At 45.3% G+C, this 18,763-nt stretch carries 17 protein-coding genes, 1 rRNA gene and 1 other RNA gene; 1 reads left to right on the forward strand and 18 read right to left on the reverse strand.

The genetic code is table 11. The features are described 5' to 3' along the window. The 15 genes from ACQKMP_RS30210 to rpoE form a co-directional block, all read right to left on the reverse strand. Positions 1-62 (reverse strand): 16S ribosomal RNA (locus ACQKMP_RS30210); the annotation flags it as partial. A gap of 303 nt (positions 63-365) precedes the next feature. Then, a complete protein-coding gene (locus tag ACQKMP_RS30215) occupies positions 366-623 on the reverse strand; it encodes a pro-sigmaK processing inhibitor BofA family protein (protein ID WP_371915754.1) in 258 nt (85 codons plus the stop codon). Between the two features lie 43 nt (positions 624-666). Continuing rightward, positions 667-918 carry a DUF2508 family protein gene (locus ACQKMP_RS30220; RefSeq protein ID WP_052404100.1) on the reverse strand — a complete coding sequence of 84 codons (252 nt, stop codon included), beginning with the start codon at positions 916-918 and terminating at the stop codon, positions 667-669. A 136-nt stretch (positions 919-1,054) separates the two neighbouring features. Further along, positions 1,055-1,654 (reverse strand): recombination mediator RecR, encoded by a 600-nt coding sequence (recR, locus tag ACQKMP_RS30225; RefSeq protein WP_042123249.1) that lies wholly within the window; start codon positions 1,652-1,654, stop codon positions 1,055-1,057. Between the two features lie 39 nt (positions 1,655-1,693). Beyond that, positions 1,694-2,005, reverse strand: coding sequence for a YbaB/EbfC family nucleoid-associated protein (locus tag ACQKMP_RS30230; protein WP_042183982.1), 312 nt, complete (start codon positions 2,003-2,005; stop codon positions 1,694-1,696). 47 nt (positions 2,006-2,052) lie between these two features. Beyond that, positions 2,053-3,828 (reverse strand): DNA polymerase III subunit gamma/tau, encoded by a 1,776-nt coding sequence (dnaX, locus tag ACQKMP_RS30235; protein WP_379426133.1) that lies wholly within the window; start codon positions 3,826-3,828, stop codon positions 2,053-2,055. Positions 3,829-3,965: 137 nt separating this feature from the next. Beyond that, an RNA gene (ffs, locus tag ACQKMP_RS30240) (signal recognition particle sRNA large type) lies at positions 3,966-4,234 on the reverse strand. A gap of 116 nt (positions 4,235-4,350) precedes the next feature. Next, positions 4,351-4,548, reverse strand: a complete 198-nt coding sequence (gene rpmE / locus ACQKMP_RS30245; protein WP_042123239.1) for a 50S ribosomal protein L31 — start codon at positions 4,546-4,548, stop codon at positions 4,351-4,353. 131 nt (positions 4,549-4,679) lie between these two features. Then, positions 4,680-5,957 (reverse strand): radical SAM protein, encoded by a 1,278-nt coding sequence (locus ACQKMP_RS30250; protein WP_042183978.1) that lies wholly within the window; start codon positions 5,955-5,957, stop codon positions 4,680-4,682. Positions 5,958-5,982: 25 nt separating this feature from the next. Then, positions 5,983-7,335 (reverse strand): transcription termination factor Rho, encoded by a 1,353-nt coding sequence (gene rho, locus ACQKMP_RS30255; RefSeq protein WP_042123234.1) that lies wholly within the window; start codon positions 7,333-7,335, stop codon positions 5,983-5,985. 163 nt (positions 7,336-7,498) lie between these two features. Next, positions 7,499-8,752: a UDP-N-acetylglucosamine 1-carboxyvinyltransferase gene (locus ACQKMP_RS30260; protein WP_042183976.1), complete on the reverse strand. Its 1,254-nt coding sequence runs from the start codon at positions 8,750-8,752 to the stop codon at positions 7,499-7,501. Between the two features lie 189 nt (positions 8,753-8,941). Beyond that, positions 8,942-9,796: a class II fructose-1,6-bisphosphate aldolase gene (gene fba / locus ACQKMP_RS30265; protein WP_036679934.1), complete on the reverse strand. Its 855-nt coding sequence runs from the start codon at positions 9,794-9,796 to the stop codon at positions 8,942-8,944. Between the two features lie 208 nt (positions 9,797-10,004). Continuing rightward, entirely contained in the window at positions 10,005-10,391 is a 387-nt protein-coding gene (locus ACQKMP_RS30270) for a response regulator (RefSeq protein ID WP_042123230.1), read from the reverse strand. Between the two features lie 369 nt (positions 10,392-10,760). Then, complete coding sequence (locus ACQKMP_RS30275; protein ID WP_042183974.1) at positions 10,761-12,368, reverse strand: CTP synthase; 1,608 nt, start codon at positions 12,366-12,368, stop codon at positions 10,761-10,763. 326 nt (positions 12,369-12,694) lie between these two features. Continuing rightward, positions 12,695-13,246, reverse strand: coding sequence for a DNA-directed RNA polymerase subunit delta (gene rpoE / locus ACQKMP_RS30280; protein WP_042183972.1), 552 nt, complete (start codon positions 13,244-13,246; stop codon positions 12,695-12,697). 458 nt (positions 13,247-13,704) lie between these two features. On the opposite strand from rpoE, the gene ACQKMP_RS30285 reads away from it, so the two are divergent. Continuing rightward, positions 13,705-14,874, forward strand: a complete 1,170-nt coding sequence (locus ACQKMP_RS30285; RefSeq protein WP_042183970.1) for a S8 family peptidase — start codon at positions 13,705-13,707, stop codon at positions 14,872-14,874. Positions 14,875-15,001: 127 nt separating this feature from the next. On the opposite strand, the gene argS is transcribed toward ACQKMP_RS30285, so the two are convergent. The 3 genes from argS to ACQKMP_RS30300 form a co-directional block, all read right to left on the reverse strand. Beyond that, complete coding sequence (gene argS / locus ACQKMP_RS30290; protein WP_339244222.1) at positions 15,002-16,687, reverse strand: arginine--tRNA ligase; 1,686 nt, start codon at positions 16,685-16,687, stop codon at positions 15,002-15,004. Then, the gene (locus ACQKMP_RS30295; protein ID WP_339248356.1) at positions 16,684-17,127 is read right to left on the reverse strand and encodes a DUF1934 domain-containing protein; all 444 of its coding nucleotides are present in this window, start codon (positions 17,125-17,127) and stop codon (positions 16,684-16,686) included. Before ACQKMP_RS30295 ends, argS begins: the two co-directional genes overlap by 4 nt. A gap of 327 nt (positions 17,128-17,454) precedes the next feature. Beyond that, positions 17,455-18,639 (reverse strand): hypothetical protein, encoded by a 1,185-nt coding sequence (locus ACQKMP_RS30300; RefSeq protein ID WP_339244220.1) that lies wholly within the window; start codon positions 18,637-18,639, stop codon positions 17,455-17,457. Positions 18,640-18,763: the final 124 nt, after the last annotated feature.

The following is an 18,763-nucleotide window of genomic DNA, read 5'->3' on the forward strand; positions in this document are numbered from 1 at the left end:
ACTTGCATGTATTAGGCACGCCGCCAGCGTTCGTCCTGAGCCAGGATCAAACTCTCCAATTAGTATTGAAAAGAGCGATATGCTCATTTTGAAACATCTGACGAGAAAATTAATTCTCTAATTTTGGATTTCACTTTCGTGATTTCCCACTCACTCGTTGTTCAGTTTTCAAAGATCAATGTCTCATCTTTCGTTGTCGTTGCTTGTCAGCAGCGACCTTTATAATATATCACAGCACCTTTGTTTTCGTCAAGCGTTTTTTTTAATTTCTTTTTTTCGCTTACCGTTTCAGCAAGTTGTTAATCAACATCTTGTCCAAAGGGGCGAGACTTAATGTATCATATTTTTCAAACTCACGTCAAGCATTAAAACAAAATAATTCTTAATCCTATTAACATTACTACGCCTGGAAGGCCAAGAACCGTTACTGCGCCTATGGTTGCGGGATTCAAGGGAATATGAACTTGTGTGATTAAACCCGAGAAATTCACTACATATATCGCGAGCGCAGCCAGTACCAAATGAGCTCCGAACAGACTAAGCCATCCAAAGCCAAGTTTTTTTCGGAATACAATTACACTCAACAACACAACCGATATGACTAGTACTCCTATAGCTAACATTCTTAGCATGTTGATCCCTCCTATATTTCCTTTTGACTAGCGCCTACATCTGACTGCTATTTAATCCAATGCTCTTTGCATGTTTGAGATGTATCTGATACTTGCGCTCTGCTGCCTCTAAAATATAAATAGCATAATCAATTTGATCTTGACCCAACGCTTCATCAAACATTAGGTACGCTCTCTCCCACTCAGATTGCGCCTTACGAACCTCCAGCAACGTTTCCCAGCCCTCCGTATCTTTTCTACCCTGTTCTTCATCTGCTCCCCGCCACAATGAGGTCCACCATCCCATTACTCATTCCTCCTCAGAATAATTTCGATGCAAAATTACATCTCGTTATTCTCATTCATATCGGGATAGGGACAAACTTAGAACAAAAAAAGGAGGCCCAGGGGGCCTCCTTTTGAAAAACACGACTTTAGAGCTACTAGAATAGCTCACGACGACCTTCCAACGCTTTGGACAAGGTAACCTCGTCGGCATATTCAAGATCGCCACCAACAGGCAAGCCATGGGCTATTCTGGTGATTTTAATCTCAAAAGGCCGAACTAAACGAGAAATATACATCGCCGTTGCCTCACCCTCAATGTTGGGGTTAGTCGCCATGATAAGCTCACTCACTCTTTCATCACTCAAACGAGTCAATAATTCCTTCAAGCGAATATCATCAGGGCCTATACCTTCCATAGGTGAAATCGCACCCTGAAGAACGTGATAATACCCATTAAACTCTTTGGTTCGTTCTATTGCCACCAAATCCTTGGAGTCTTGGATCACACAGATTACTGAAGGATCTCTAGTTTTGTCCTGACATATCTTACACGGGTCCGTATCCGTAATATTACAGCAGACGGAGCAATAATGAAGATTACGCTTGACACTTACTAGCGCTTTAGCAAAATCAATGACGTCATCCTCTTTCATGTTAAGCACATGAAAAGCTAACCGGGCGGCTGTCTTCGGCCCAATCCCGGGCAAGCGCGTAAAAGCATCGATCAGCTTGGCTAGCGGTTCGGGATAATACAAATTAATAATTCTCCTTTAGACGAAAGTGGAGTGAGTGAATTAGAACAAGCCTGGGATCTTCATTCCACCAGTAAATTTACCCATATCATTGTTCGCAAGGTCTTCAGCTTGAGTCAAAGCATCATTAACTGCAGTGATTACCAAATCCTGTAGCATTTCAACATCTTCCGGATCAACAGCTTCTGGCTTGATTTGGATAGAAAGCAACTTTTTGTGGCCATTAACTTGAACTGTAACTACACCGCCACCTGATGAGCCTTCAATTACCTTGCCACCTAGTTCTTCTTGAGCTTTAAGCATTTGCTCCTGCATTTTCTTAACTTGCTTCATCATTTGGTTCATATTATTCATACATCATCTCTCCTTTGGAATGCGCAATTTGCGCTAGTATGCTTACATTACTCTTTTATGACAACAAGGTCTTCTCCAAAAAGCTGGATAGCCTCATCAATCCAAGGTTCAGATTTCGCATCTGCAGTATCATGTTCATGCTCTAGCCGCAACTCTTCCTTGCTAGGCTGTCCCACTGACTTCTGAGCGGCTTCGTTCCAATCGCGCTGCATTATAGTTACCAGTCTATAAGGTTTACCAAGACGCGCTGCAAACACATTCTCAATGACCTGTCTGTTTGCTGGCTTCTCCGTTGTATCACGATGAATCGTGTTCTTAAACGCAACAAGCACAGCATCGTCCATTACAGATACAGGTTCTCCGTCTACAAACCACGCATGAACCGTTACCTTCTCCTCTTTTACCCCTTGCAAGACAAGACTCCACTGTTTGTAGATAGCTGCAAAATCAGGACTATCCTTACCAGCAATAAACTTATCAACATTTGGAGGCATTTTGGAGGTTGCAGAGATTCTAGGCGCAGAACTTGGAGTCGGATTCGATTTCGCAGAAGAGGCACCATCTCGCCCACCTCCGGAAATACCACCGGCCTGCAATGCCTGCTCCAGCTTTTTCTCCAGCGCAGTAATCTGTCTCTTGAGCAGATCCAGTTCACCAGAGTGGACTACAGGAGCATTCACCCCTGACCCAGCCTGTAATGCACCTAACGGAGCAGCTGATGCGGTCTCACTTTCCTCTTGCTGCAAGCTACAAAGCTTCATCAGCGCGACTTCAAACAAAGTCTGTGGATGAGTAGCATATTTCATTTCACCCAGGTACTTATTAAGTGTATCTACGATCTGAAACAGACGATCCCGGGAAAATGCGGTGGCCATATCTTTAAACTCGGCGGGATTAAGCACTCGCTCCGTCAGTTGATCGGCCCCAGGTACCATCTTAATCATCAATAAATCACGGAAATAATACATAAGATTCTCTAGACATTTATCAGCACTCTTACCTTCATGCATAAGCTGTTCAACAAGCTCCAGCAGAAGACCCATATCACCTTCCAATATGGCAGTGGCAAGACGTGCAAATTGCTCAGAGGGTATCCCTCCGGTCATCCCCAGGACTTGTTCGTACGTAACTTTGCCATCTGTAAAAGATGAAATCTGATCCAGCAAACTCACTGCATCGCGCATACCTCCATCAGAAAGGCGGGCAATATACTGCAATGCGTTAACATCAGCTGTAATCCCTTCCTTCTCACAGATAGCACTTAGATGTGCTGTCTGCTCTTCCAAAGCTACTCTGCGGAAGTCAAAACGCTGACAACGAGAAATGATCGTCGCTGGCAATTTATGAGGTTCCGTAGTCGCAAGGATGAACATTGCATGTGACGGCGGTTCTTCCAATGTCTTTAATAGCGCATTAAATGCTTCTGTTGTCAGCATATGCACTTCATCAATAATATACACTTTACGGCGCACCTCGGTAGGTGCATATTTCACCTTGTCCCGGAGGTCGCGAATCTCTTCTACGCCCCGGTTAGATGCCGCGTCTATTTCCTGCACATCCATCACATTACCCGCAGTGATTCGCAAGCAGGAAGGACACTCGTTGCAAGGCTCCGGACCTGGCCCACGTTCACAATTGACCGCTTTCGCTAAGACTTTAGCAGCACTTGTCTTACCAGTTCCCCGCGGACCACTGAACAGATAGGCATGCGAAACCCGCTGTTCACGAATTGCGTTCTGCAGCGTTTGGATAATGTGCTGTTGTCCAACCATGTCTTGAAACGACTGCGGCCGCCAAGCACGGTACAGCGCGATATGTTCCACTATGCATTACCCTCTCTTAGGCTGCCTCTTTCCCGGCATTTGTCGCAAATTTATTATACTATATTCATCGGCTATTGACCAAAAACAAAAAGCATCTTTGCTTGTGGCAAAGATGCTGTTATAAACAGAATTATAAACCGTGCACCTGTTATTGATGACTACGATCCAAGCGGCAACCCTACATGACTGCTCGGGCTAGGCCACCCTCCGGCACAAGAGTAAACTTACTTATGGCTGCTTCCTTCCGGACCTGACCAGGTTCATAAGCACTCATTGCGGAGGACCCAACCGTCAACACAGCCCGTAGGAACCAAGGCCTCACATCGATAGCACCTCTAACAGGAATTCAACCTCGCTACAGCGGATTGCGAGTTACAGGGCACCGCTACCTCCCCGTCTAGCACGGCGAAGATAAGTATAGCTCACGCTCGGACAAAAATCAACTCCAAGACATAAAATGAGCCCCCAGCGAGAAAGCTGGGAGCTCGATCTAACCATTAAGCCGCTAAGCGGCTATTCCAATTAGATACCGTATTTCTTCTTGAATTTATCAACGCGACCGCCGGCATCCAGGAACTTCTGCTTGCCAGTGAAGAAAGGATGGCAGCTGGAGCAAATTTCAACACGAAGCTCTTGTTTAACAGAGCCAGCTTCGAAAGAGTTGCCACATGCGCAGGTTACCTTAGTTAAGTTATACTTTGGTTGAATTGCTGCTTGCATTTTGAATTTCACCTCTCATGCCCTAAGCCTCATGCGGACCCAGAGTTATATGATTACACTGTGGTATTTTAGCACGAAAAATTCAATTGATCAATATGTTTCATTGGTAATTCATTGGTACATTTAATCTATTAAATGTTGAGTTGCCGTTGCTTTACCCGAGCCATATTTGCTGGTGGTACATGTGTGTAAGAACCAATAACAACATCCGGCAATTCGTCCCGGAAAATTTCCAGCATTGTCTTCATGCCGAGAATTTCACCCTTAGCAGGAGGAATTAACTCCAGATAACTCTCTGGATCAATGTTCAGATTACGCATCTGAATAAGCTTCAGATCCGTACGTCTTACAAACTCCACCATCGCCTCAATCTCTTCTTCGCGATCAGTTACTCCAGGGAAAATCAGATAGTTGATCGATGTGTAAACACCTTGCGAGGCAGCATATTTCAAAGACTTCTCTACATTAGCCAATGTGTAGCCACGTGGTTTGTAATAAGCATTGTAATGATCATCTAGAGCACTAATCGTGCTGACACGCATCAAATCCAGCCCAGCATCGACGATTCCACGAATATGATCGCTTAAGCCAGCATTGGTGTTGATATTAATGTAGCCCATGTCAGTAATCGAGCGCACTTCACGGATTGCTTCTATAATAAGTTTTGCCTGCGTAGAAGGCTCACCTTCACAGCCTTGTCCAAAACTGATAATCGATTCAGGCGTCTTCAAGTGCTCCAACATAACTTGTGAAATTTCATTAACCGTTGGCCGGAAATTCATACGAGTCTGCGGAGACACAAAACCACTATCATCAGGTTGCTCAGAAATACAGCCAAAACATCCAGCATTACATGAATAAGAGACAGGCACACCGCCCTCCCAGCGCCCTAAGAAGGTGTTGGAGGAAGTCAGGCATTCATAACCAAGCGCACAGTTAGAAAGATGCTCATAGAGACGGTTATCAGGATATTTGGCAGTCAACTCGCCAACACTTACCTCAAGATCCTGTTTATCACAGTTCAGTGGGTTCCACTTCTCCGGATTATCGGTTGGATCTGCCGCAACATAGAACCCGCCATCCTTCCACACTACAGCCGAATACCCAAACAGAGGAAGCTTGTAAGACTTATCTGTCTTTACATACCCAGGAAGACACAAGCGAGTATAGCCCTGAGGCAGCAGCGCGCCTACAGCCTGTGAGCCATCCGGCAACGCCATCATTTCACCTGTCTCAGGATCCATACCCACAGCCCGCGTACTAGGCAAGCCCACAAGAGTAGCGCCTTCAGGCAGCGGTATCAACTCTTCCTCCAACATTTCAACGATCATATCTCCACTACGGGCTAACCCGTACAGTTCTGGATGATCATATACGTTTCCTTGCCCGTCGGCATATACCAAATACATGTTAGTCTCCTCTTATTATCAATTCTCAAGTTGTAGGCACTGAAGAAGTCTTTGCCCGTGTTGTGCGACGAGCAGCCGTACCACTGTTGGAAGTTCCTCCGCTACTCGCAGTTCCATTTGGCGATTGTTTAGCTCCCGCAACGTCAAATGATGCTAAGAATTCAGCATTAGTCTTTGTATCACGCAGCTTTTTGATGAATCCCTCCACAAAATCGTAGGATTCATTCATATTTTTGCGAATCGCCCAGATCGTATCAAGCTCTTCTTTGCTCAAGAGCACTTCTTCACGACGTGTACCTGAACGACGAATATCAATAGCAGGGAATATACGGCGTTCCGCCAATTTGCGGTCCAAATGAAGCTCCATATTACCAGTACCCTTAAACTCTTCATAAATAATATCATCCATACGTGATCCGGTATCAATTAAAGCAGTTGCTAAAATAGTCAGTGAACCGCCCTCTTCTACATTCCGTGCAGAGCCAAAAAACCGTTTCGGCCGATGAAAGGCTGCTGGGTCGATCCCCCCACTAAGCGTGCGCCCAGATGGTGGAACCACAAGATTATACGCACGTGCAAGACGGGTAATGCTATCTAAAAGAATAACTACATCCTTCTTGTGCTCAACTAAACGAAGAGCTCTTTGCAACACAAGTTCGGCCACTTTAATATGATTCTCTGGAAGCTCATCAAACGTCGATGCAACCACTTCGCCTTTTACTGAACGCTGCATATCAGTTACTTCTTCGGGACGCTCATCTATTAGCAATACAAAGAGTTCAATCTCAGGATTATTAGTGGAAATACTATTGGCAATTTCTTTCAAGAGGAGCGTTTTTCCTGCTTTAGGAGGTGCTACAATCAAACCCCGCTGCCCCAAACCTACAGGAGCGAGCAAATCCATTATTCGGGTAGACAAATGAGTAGGGGATGTTTCAAGCGGTAGCTTGTCTTGCGGATAAAGTGGTGTTAATGCTGGAAAATGTAGTCGCTCCGCTGCGCTAGCAGGGTTCTCGCCATTAACGGCATTGACTTGAAGCAGGCCAAAATATCGTTCATTTTCTTTCGGCGTCCGGCATTTCCCAGATACAAGATCTCCGCTTCTGAGATCAAACTTCCGAATTTGTGAGGCTGAGATATAAATATCTTCAGCGCTAGGCAAATAGTTAATCGGCCTTAGAAATCCATAGCCCTCGGGTAGAATTTCCAGTACGCCTTCCATAAACATAAGACCGCTTTGCTCTGCCTGTGCCCGAAGGATCGCAAAGATTAGTTCCCGTTTCTTCAGCTGTCCGTAATAAGGGATCTGGTATTTCTTGGCCAGCTTATACAACTCGGTCAGCTTCATTTCTTCCAAATCGGAAATTTGAAGATCCATGTAATAACCACCTATTCAATTTTTAAATGAGTTCGCCCTAGTCTATCTACTAGGCAAAATGATGAGTCTATTAAAATGCCCATTAGGATATTAATACCCAATTTGGAAGGATATATGCGGTAAATAAGCAAATAAACCTCCTTCCAAACGGGATATCCTAATTTTATTCGTTCTCACGCCAAACATGAGCACCAAGTTGTCGAAGGTTGCTCACTAAATTATCATAACCACGGTCAATATATTCTACCCCGGTCACCTCGGTGATCCCATCCCCTACTGTCAATCCAGCAATGACAAGAGCAGCACCTGCCCGTAAATCGGTCGCTTTCACCTTTGCAGCGTTAAGCTTACCACCCTCAATAATTGCAGAACGGCCTTCAACGCGTATTTTCGCGCCCATCCGTACCAATTCTGGCACATGTTTAAAACGGTTGCTGTAGACGAAATCGCTAAGTACACTAACGCCTTCCGCCTGTGTCAACATACTTGTCATAGGAGATTGTAAATCTGTAGGAAAGCCAGGATAGGTCAACGCTTTGACATCTGCGTGCTCATATTTAGCTCTACCTATAACGCGAATACTTTCGTCAAGCTCTTCAATCTCAACGCCCATCTCTAAAAGCTTGGCCGTTAAAGCTTCCAAGTGCTTAGGAATAACGTTATCTATCAACACATTACCACGCGTAGCCGCAGCGGCAATCATATAAGTTCCTGCTTGAATCCGATCGGGAATAATGGAGTGACGGCAACCGTGCATCTCCGATACCCCTTCGATTCTGATGGTTTCTGTACCGGCGCCTTTAATAACAGCGCCCATAGAGTTCAATAGGGTTGCTACATCTATAATCTCAGGCTCTTTAGCCGCATTTTCAATAATTGTGGAGCCTTTGGCACGTGAAGCCGCCAGCATGATGTTAATAGTGGCACCTACGCTTGATACGTCTAAATAAATCTTCGCACCGCGTAGCTCTTTAGCATATAAGTGGATAGAACCATGTTCGTTGGTAACTGTTGCTCCCAGTGCCTCGAATCCTTTGATATGCTGATCGATTGGACGAGGTTCGAAGTTACAACCACCGGGTAGACCTATTGTCGCTTCTTTGAATCTTCCAAGTAGAGCTCCCATCATATAATACGAAGCTCGAAGTTTCTTAACCGGACCATTAGGCATAGGTATAGATACAATACGCGAAGGATCAATTTTCATCTGGTTGCCTGACCAAGATACACTTGCGCCAAGCTCTTGCAAGATTTCGGAGTAAACGGCTACATCACTAAGGGACGGTAAATTATCAAGAACAACTTCAGATTCGGCCAAAATCGCCGCAGGAATAAGTGCAATAGCACTATTCTTTGCTCCACTGATGGTTACAACGCCCTCTAGCGGACGTCCACCGCCAATCATTAATTTTTCCATAGATTTATCAATTTCCCCCTACGTGTATTGCAGCTGTGTGGGCAATACGTGCTGTGGACTTTTTTAGTGATGAAAATGGAAAGACACCGGCTAAGCGGTGTGCTTTCCTCATCAAACTATTCAACTGGGCAGAGCTACACCCTGCCCTTTACAAATTGCTTGTCCACCTGTGGCGGAAGCTAACAATGATTAGGCTTTGTTGTTGGATCCAAATTCGCGGATTTTACCGATAACGGTTTCTTTGATCGCATCGCGACCTGGTGCGATGAATGTACGTGGATCGTAAGCATCAGGTTTAGCAGCTAGAACTTCACGAACAACTTTTGCGAACACGATTTGGTTCTCAGTGTTTACGTTGATTTTGGAAGTACCCAAGGAGATAGCTTTCTTGATGTCATGTTCAGGAATACCTGTACCACCATGAAGAACCATTGGGATGTTAGTAGCGTCGCGGATTTCTTCCATTTCTTTAAATCCGAGGTTAGGCTCGCCATGGTAAGGTCCATGAACGGAACCTAGTGCAGGAGCCAAAGTGTCGATACCTGTTTCTTTAACAATACGTACGCACTCATCAAGCTTAGCATACATGATGCCGCCGATAACGTCGTCTTCTTGTCCACCAACAGTACCTACTTCTGCTTCTACAGAAACACCTTTAGCGTGAGCATATTCAACGACTTTTTTAGTCATATCAATGTTCTCATCGATTGGGTGGTGGGAACCGTCGATCATTACGGATGTAAATCCAGCATCAATTGCTGCTTTACATTTATCAAAGCTAGATCCATGGTCAAGGTGGATCGCTACAGGAACTGTGATATTCATATCGATAATTAGACCTTCTACCATTTTAACAACAGTAGTGAAGCCGCCCATGTGACGTGCTGCGCCTTCGGATACACCAAGGATTACTGGTGATTTCTCTTGTTCAGCGGCACCAAGAATAGCTTGTGTCCACTCCAAGTTGTTAATGTTGTACTGACCTACTGCGTATTTTCCTTCAAGTGCTTTGTTCAACATGTCTGTCATAGATACTAATGGCATGGTTTCATCCTCCTAAGAATGTTGGTTGGCTATGTTTTTAAACCGACATCACATACAGGCTTATTATAACACATCCTGAGTCAAATACTAAATAGGATAAACAAAAAAATGTCCCGGTGGGACGATTTTTATCCAGCCCGTATAGCATTTGCACTCAAACTGTTTATAATCACCATAACCAAATAGAATCGATACAGAAAATATCACTTTAACTGCATTGATCTACAGACTTATTATGAAGATGCATATTGACCGCTACCCGCATTTCATCGATGTCAAATGGCTTTGTGAAATGCATCAATGCGCCTAGCTTGGTTGCTTCCTTAATCATATCCAGCTCCCCATAAGCGGTCATCATTATGACCTTAATGGATGGATTTAGTTCCTTCAGATGCTTCAAAATCTCGAGTCCATCCATTCCCGGTATTTTCATATCGAGCAAAACCAAGTCAGGAGACTCACTGCGAACAATGTCTAAGGCCAATTTTCCGTTAGCTGCTTGAAATGTCGTATATCCTTCGCTATTGAACACTTCCATAAGAAGAATCCGAATCCCATTCTGATCATCGACAATTAACACTTTCTTTTTTTCCATATAATACCCTCCCAGAGATTAAGCCAGATTGACTATACCGCGCTCTCCACAGCTAACGGCCCCTTCAGAAACTAACCCATACGAAACCTATTATTCGTGCTTCACTGCTCAAATCCTGCTAATTGGATAAAATGGGTAAATAAAGAGTCTGAATTACAGTGATGTCATTTACGGAGCTCTTCAAAATGGACAAACAGGCATAAACACCTTCGGCGTCCCTATAAGGACGGTAAGCGTTTAAGTGAGAAATATTAGACATAAAGAATAGATGAACAACTTATACTTTCGAATAGTTAAAAAAAAGAGCCTCCTATGGGAGGCTCTTCAGGTTTGATACAGAACCCGCAGGTTCCGATTATATTTACAAAATTACTGCTGTTCGGAATGAGTCAAAGAAGCTTTGACGAAATCACGGAACAACGGTTGTGGACGGTTCGGACGTGAAGTGAATTCCGGATGGAATTGAACCGACAAGAACCAAGGATGTCCCGGAAGCTCTACGATCTCAACTAAACGGCCATCTGGAGAGGTTCCGGAAATAACCAGACCTGCTTTTTCAATCTCATCACGGTACGTATTGTTGAACTCATACCGGTGACGGTGACGCTCATAAACCAGTTCATCATCGTAGCAAGACATTGCCAGGGAACCCTCAGCAATCTTACAAGGATACAAGCCAAGACGCATAGTACCGCCCATATCTTCAATATCCTTCTGCTCAGGAAGCAGATCGATCAGTGGATATGGTGTGTTCGGATCGATTTCGGAGCTATTTGCACCTTGTAGACCTAGAACAGAACGGCCATATTCGATTACGGAAACTTGCATACCTAAGCAAATTCCGAAGAAAGGTATCAATTTCTCACGGGCATAACGAATCGCGGAGATTTTACCTTCAATTCCCCGATCACCGAAACCACCAGGAACAAGAATACCACCAATACCACGCAGCATTTCATCCACGTTCTCATCCGTAATTTCCTCTGCATTCACCCAGCGAATCTTAACCTCTGCATTAGCAGCAAAGCCTGCGTGTGAAAGTGATTCAACAACGCTCAAATAAGCGTCATGCAGGGCTACGTACTTACCAACAATCGCAATTTCTACTGTTTTTTCAAGCTTCTGAATCCGTTCAAGCATACTTTCCCATTCACGCATATCTGGTGCAGGTGTTGTAAGCTTCAAATGATTAACAACAATCTCGTCCAATCCTTCATCACGAAGATTCAATGGAACTTCATACAACGTTGAAGCATCGCGGCATTCCACAACAGCATTAGCATCAATATCGCAAAAGAGTGCGATCTTCGCTTTCATATCTGCGGAAAGCTCATATTCCGTACGGCACACGATGACATTCGGTTGAATACCGATACTGCGCAGCTCTTTAACACTGTGTTGTGTCGGCTTTGTCTTCACTTCTCCAGCAGCCTTGATATAAGGAATCAAGGTTACGTGGATATACATCACATTTTCCCGTCCGATATCACTCTTGATCTGACGAATGGCTTCCAGGAACGGAAGACTTTCAATATCACCTACGGTTCCACCAATCTCTGTGATTACAACATCAGAGTTGGTCTCGCGGCCTGCACGGAACACGCGTTCTTTGATCTCATTCGTAATGTGTGGGATAACTTGTACAGTTCCGCCCAAATACTCTCCACGACGTTCCTTGCTGATTACGGATGAATAGATCTTACCTGTCGTCACATTGTTGTTCTTTGACAGATTAATATCAATAAACCGTTCATAGTGTCCAAGGTCAAGGTCAGTCTCCGCACCGTCATCGGTTACGAATACTTCACCGTGCTGATAAGGACTCATCGTTCCAGGGTCTACGTTAAGATACGGATCAAATTTCTGAATCGTTACCTTTAGACCTCTGTTTTTGAGCAGCCTGCCCAGCGAAGCGGCGGTAATGCCCTTGCCCAGGGAAGACACAACGCCACCCGTTACAAAAATATACTTTGTCACTGTAAAACCCTCCTAAATAAAGTCCAGACATAAAAGCGGCGCATGGTGTTTATCGTAACCCGTTTTACTATCATCAAAACAGGGGAAATCAAAAGTTTGATTCACCGGGGAAAACATAAAACGTCATCCCGCAAATTACATAAAACTAAAGCTACTTTGCATCTAAAAAAACAAAAAAGTGACACCCGTAGAACCGGGGCACTTTTTATTTTAAGAAACGCGTTTATTAACTTACATGATAAGCCCATGCAATAGTTTACTCTGACGTTCCCCCACTGTCAAGGGAGGAATTATACCATCAGCAAGACTCTTTGAAATTATTTATCTTACTTGTCAGCTTCTGCATCGTCTTCATCTGAGTCATCTTCTGCATCGTCTTCATCTGAGTCATCTTCGTCTATGTCATCTTCATCGATCACGACATCTTCGTCGACTTCTTCTTCGCTGTCGTCGTCGGAATAGAGGTCGTCGCGATCTTCGTCGATAGCGTCGAAATCCTCTTCTTCAGCAGCGTAGTTTTCTTCTTCTTCAGCAAAGTCGTCATCTTCCAAATCATCGTCTTCATCGTTGATGATACGCACGCGTTTGGTGTTACCAACCGGATCATCAGAGCGCTCTAGAGGATACCAGCGTTTCAATCCCCAAAGGTTGGTTCCGACACAGGCAAAACGCCCATCAATGTTAATCTCGGTATATAACTGGGCAATAGTATCTTGGCTTTGTTGATCGGTCATGCCGCGCAACTTGGCTACCTCGACCATCAGATCACGGTAATAATACGGTGTATTGGCTGCCTTAAGCACTAGAAAGGCCAAATCCACCATCGGCATTTCTTTAACTTTCTCAGGGTCTAGCTTTAAATTGAGTGGCGTACTCACTAAAGGACACTTCCTCTCACGCATTGTTCACATTACGGTTTATTTCAATAATATCCATTAACAAAACTAAGTAAAACCTATTTGACAACAAATTGCAAGTCAAAAGCGGTAACAGCTGACAGAAAGAGCCTTCAGGCTGTTATCCATAGCAGAAACCTGTCTCCATCTTGAAGAAGGATAAGCCCATAACATATGTACCTGTGTGAAACTTATAATTCCTTTTAAATAAAAAAAGGCGGAGGAAACCCTCCGCGCATGACTGTATCCACGCCAAGGATCGGCTCCTTACGTGATGTTACAAAGAGAGTGTTAATCTCTTCTGTCTATTTTATGTAAAGCGCCGTCTTTTGACACGATGGGCAGCCCATTTCGTTAAAAAAGGGCAAGTTCCCATTCGGACCCCCTCTTCCACTCATACAATATGGCAGCAGGGCACCGAGGAGGGGACAGCGAAACCTATGGACTATTACAAATTTTGGCACATGCTTCTTGAAGAAATATCGGTTGCCCCCAACAATGGTGAGCGGCGTATTCTTACCTTCAATGATCCCCGCCAGTATGCCGGAGCATTTACACAATGGAAGGCGCTGAAAGCGAAGCAGCCTGAGCTGCGGCAAGTGCAGGTATCTCCGCTGATTCGGGCCTTTTTTGTGCCTGCTGCCGGAGCTGGAAAACTAATGAACCGATTTGCAGATCTCCTAAATGTCGAAGAGGATCTACAAATACAAATCCATTCTATAGCTAACGAAAAAAGCGGAACCGCTACACTCCCTTGGGGAGTAAAAGCCATTCATGCTCCTCAGGCATGGTCCAAATCAACTGGAGTTCACGTCAAAATCGGCGTAATCGATACAGGAGCTGATTACCGCCATCCCGATCTGAAGCATTCATTAGCCTCAGGGGTCAACCTACTACACCGCGGAATGTTGCCGCTGGATGATAACGGTCACGGAACTCATATCGCCGGGACCTTAGCGGCAGCAGGGGGAAATCGTGGGATGATGGGTGTAGCACCACGGGCACTACTATATCCAGTCAAGGCTTTTGATCATAGTGGATCAGCCTATGTGTCTGATATTGTGCTGGGTATTGATTGGTGCGTGCAGAACAGAATAGATATCATCAATATGAGCTTCGGAATGAAAACTAGAAGCAAAGCGCTTCACAATGTGGTTATTAAAGCGTACCGAGCCGGAATCGCTATCATCGCCTCCTCCGGCAATGACGGCAAACGTGGCGGGGACTATCCCGCACGTTATCCTGAGACGATTGCCGTGGGCGCCATCGATAAAAGACATCGTGTTGCCGGCTTCAGCAACCGCGGTTCTTATATCGATGTCTATGGTCCCGGCGAAGGCGTGACCTCCTGTTGGCTGAAGGAGGGCTACAAAGAGATGAGCGGCACCTCCATGGCGACCTCTCATGTCACGGGAGCCGCTGCACTGCTGCTCTCGGTGCGACCGGGGCTCTCGCCAAGGGAGCTGAAGCTGCTCTTGCGCCGCACCGCGTCCCCGGTGCGGCTGCGCAAGGGGCAGCGACGCGCATCCCTTGGCGGCGGTGCTGCCGATGCCCTACGCCTGCTGAAAGCAGGAGTGAGGGCCAAGCGGGCGGTATCCGCGAACGTATAGACCCTGCCCGGGCACCGGGTGGGTCACTCTGACGTGAGCGCAGCTTGTGCCGGTGCGAAGAACGGCACAAAATAGAATCCGCCTCCCAGGGAACCGGAAGGCGGATTTTTTGTCGTTTGATGTTGAATTACATGCGATCCGGTGCGGAAACACCAACAAGACGCAGGACATTAGCAATGGTGGTACGCGCAGCACCAAGCAGTGCAAGTCGTGCCACGGTTTGAGCGGCATCCTCAGTGATTACACGTTCAGCTTTGTAATAACTGTGGAACATCGCAGCCAGCTCATATACATAACGGATGAGGCGATGTGGAGCATAACCTTCAGCCGCAACAGCAATTTCTGCTGGGAGCTCACCAATTTTGCGCAGCAGGTCATATTCATGCACTGCTGTCAGCTTGGAGAAGTCAATCTCAGCGTAATCAGGAATGGAGATCCCTTGCTCCTCTGCCTGACGGAAGATGCTGCAGATACGCGCATGCGCATATTGAACGTAGAATACAGGGTTCTCATTAGAAGTAGAGATCGCCAAGTCCATATCGAAATCGAGATGGGAATCCATGCTACGCATGGTGAAGAAATAACGAATCGCATCGATTCCTACTTCTTCCATCAAATCTTCCATCGTAACCGCTTTGCCGGTACGTTTCGACATTTTAACCTTTTCACCATTCTGGAACAGGCTGACCATCTGAGCAATCAGAACCACTAGCTTCTCAGGATCATTGCCAAGTGCTGACATCGCCGCTTTCATCCGCGGAATATAGCCATGATGATCCGCACCCCAAATGTTGATCATTTTATCGTAACCACGGCCATACTTATCGCTGTGATATGCAATGTCCGGTGTAAGGTAGGTGTATGTGCCATCGTTCTTAATCAGAACGCGGTCTTTATCATCGCCATACTTAGTCGTTTGCAGCCAGGTTGCCCCATCCTGCTCATAAACTTCTCCACGATCACGAAGCTCGTCTAGCGAGCGTAACACTTCTCCGTTCTCGTACAGGGAAGTCTCACTGAACCAGATATCGAAGTTTACGCGGAATAGTCCCAAATCACGTTTGATTTTATCGAGCTCTTTATTAAGTCCATAAGTCCGGAAAAAAGCTGCGCGGTCACTCGGGCTCATTTCGAGTAGTGTATCACCCTTTTCAGCCACAAGCTCTTTAGCAAATCCCTTAATATCCTCGCCATGGTAACCGTCTTCAGGCATTTCTGCTTCTTGGCCCAGCTCCTGCAGGTAACGAGTTTCAATGGATTTGCACAGGTTGACCACCTGGTTACCGGCATCATTAATATAATATTCCCGTGTCACCTGATAGCCTGCATAATCGAGTACGTTGCAAAGCGCATCGCCGACAGCAGCACCACGAGCATGTCCTAAATGAAGGCTACCCGTTGGATTAGCGCTGACGAACTCCATTTCAACCTTCTGACCTTGACCGATGTTAATACGGCCATAATCATCACCCTGCTCAGCAACAAGGCTGATAATTGGGTACAAATAATTCTTGGACAACGTAAAGTTAATAAAGCCTGGTCCGGCAATCTCAGCTTTTTCAATAGAAGCGCTGCTTGTATCCAAATGTTCTATAATTGCCTCAGCAATCTGGCGCGGGTTACGTTTTGCGATTTTGGTCAGCTGCATAGCAGCGTTCGTAGCCAAATCACCGTGTGCCTTATCTCTTGGTACTTCCAGTACGATATCCGGAACCTCTTCCGGTGCAACAATTCCTGCATTTACAATTGCATCGGCAACGGCTTCTTTTACCCGTTCATTCACTAGCTCCAACGGATTCTTTCTCTGTGTCATAATTTCGGTTCCTCCTGTATATGCAAACTAATAGCAAACTTTCCTGACAATTCCTCGTATACGTACAAATCATATTCCCATGCAACCGTTAGGGAGCGCCCTTCGCGCACCACGTCCAGCTTGTTCGTTTCTGTAGAAAGATTAAACTGTGTATATGGTGAACGATAGAATCCCGGCAGACGCCGTCCGGATTGAAAGCTCTGTTCCGACTGTATCCCACCGTGGCGGATTAACTTTAGCTGATTGCCTGCAATCTTTATTGTTGTACGAACAGAAATTTCCTCTCCTCGAGGGCCTTGCTCTAACTCTTCATATTGAATATATAGATGCGGTCCTTTGGATACTACCTCTCCATTCGCTTTCATAACATTCCGCTGACCATCTTGAAGGCTCACGAGCGTAATAGAGACGTCATATTTGTTAGACTGTAGTTCGGGCATCACACGTTCCTCCATTCTGCAAGCCTCTGCAATTTGCATAAGAAAAACGCCTGTCGTAAAACTTAAACATTTTTATATTCATTCAAAGGCCTATTCGCTTTCCCATTGTACACTATATCCAGTTCAAAGAAGCATTTCAATCTCAGAATCCAGTAGATCTAGCTTAGCTCATAAAATTTTACCATATTAATGGATAAAAGCACACTTGGAACATGTAGTAAAACTGTACACAAGTGCAACCAACTTCATAATCACAAAAAAAACGGTTCCCTTAGGAACCGTTTAGAAAACTAAAAGCTATGCTCGCTACCTTTACTAACCCGCCTGTTACAAGGACAAAATTTTCAACGAAAATCTAAGTTGCCAAGAAGCGCCGCCATCTTTAGTTACATATAACGATGAATAATCGCGTTCGCGAACGGCTAGCCAGCCTTCTTTATTACTAGTGAACGAGATTACTCCTGCATACCCAGCAATCGCCGGAAGATTGGTCCACTGCTTGCCACCGTTATATGTGCGTCCTACCGCTACTTTTTCTGCTGCGTCGGAATAACCCACCAAGAAGGTCGTATTGTTCCCTATCAGCTCCAAATTTCCCGGTCTGCCAGACGCAGGCCCTTTATTTACTACAGCTTTTCCACTACCCGGGGAAGGTCCACCCCCAGCAGTTTCCTGGGCGATCACTCTATTCCAGCTTTTCCCCTTATTCGTACTTGTATATAGGGAGTATGAGGTTTGACTCATCCCTGAGCCGCCAAAGAGAACCACATCAACTTGATCTCCCTTCGCGGTGATTTGGCCATACTCAGGATCAGAAAAGGCTGCCTTCAACGATAAACTCCAAGTTTTCCCACCATCTGTAGTCTTCATTATTCGGTAGCCGGTTCCAGGCACAGTTACAACAGCCCAGCCGGTATTACGATCACTGAAATAAGCACCACGTGTATTGGATGGGGTTGAAATCTTACTCCAGCTAAGTCCCCCGTCCTTGGTGTAATACGTTGATGCCCTGTTATACCCGAAACCAATCTTACTGTCGAAAAAATCGATTCTTTCAAAGCTAACAGCTTTATTCGAAAGTCTTTTCCATTCTGAGCCGCCATTAGAGGTACTGATTAAATATCGAGCTTGACCGTCTTCTACAGAAGCAAGGGCAAAACCATGCACGTTATCGGGAAAATCAATCTGTTTAAAGCTCCATTGCCCTTCATAAATTTCTTGAAAATTGCAGCCTCCATCAGAAGTACCAATCATAAATCCATTGCCTGCTGCCCGTCCGATATCTCCATTCAGAAACTGAACATCAGAAAAGGTAAGCGGTGTGGATACGTCTCCTGAATGCTTGTTTTGCAGAGACTGTAGTAGCCCATGATCTCCAGTGCCGCACGCCGCTGGTGTAGCCGATGCCGCAGCATGTACAGAAGAAGCTGATGCACCCCAGCCTGAAACCATTATTAGCGTCGCCGAAAGGGCGGTTATTGTCGATCTGTGAATCTTTTTCGTCCAGTTCATAATGACACCTCCTATTGTATATATACCCTCGCTTTCAATCTCTACTCTTTTATACCTCCTGAAGCACGCATGATCCACCATTGAATAGTCACAAAATGGAAACAGTTTGTCATCTCCTGTTTAA

This window comes from Paenibacillus sp. NPDC101420 (assembly GCF_050277435.1).
Taxonomy (GTDB): Bacteria; Bacillota; Bacilli; order Paenibacillales; family Paenibacillaceae; genus Paenibacillus_AQ.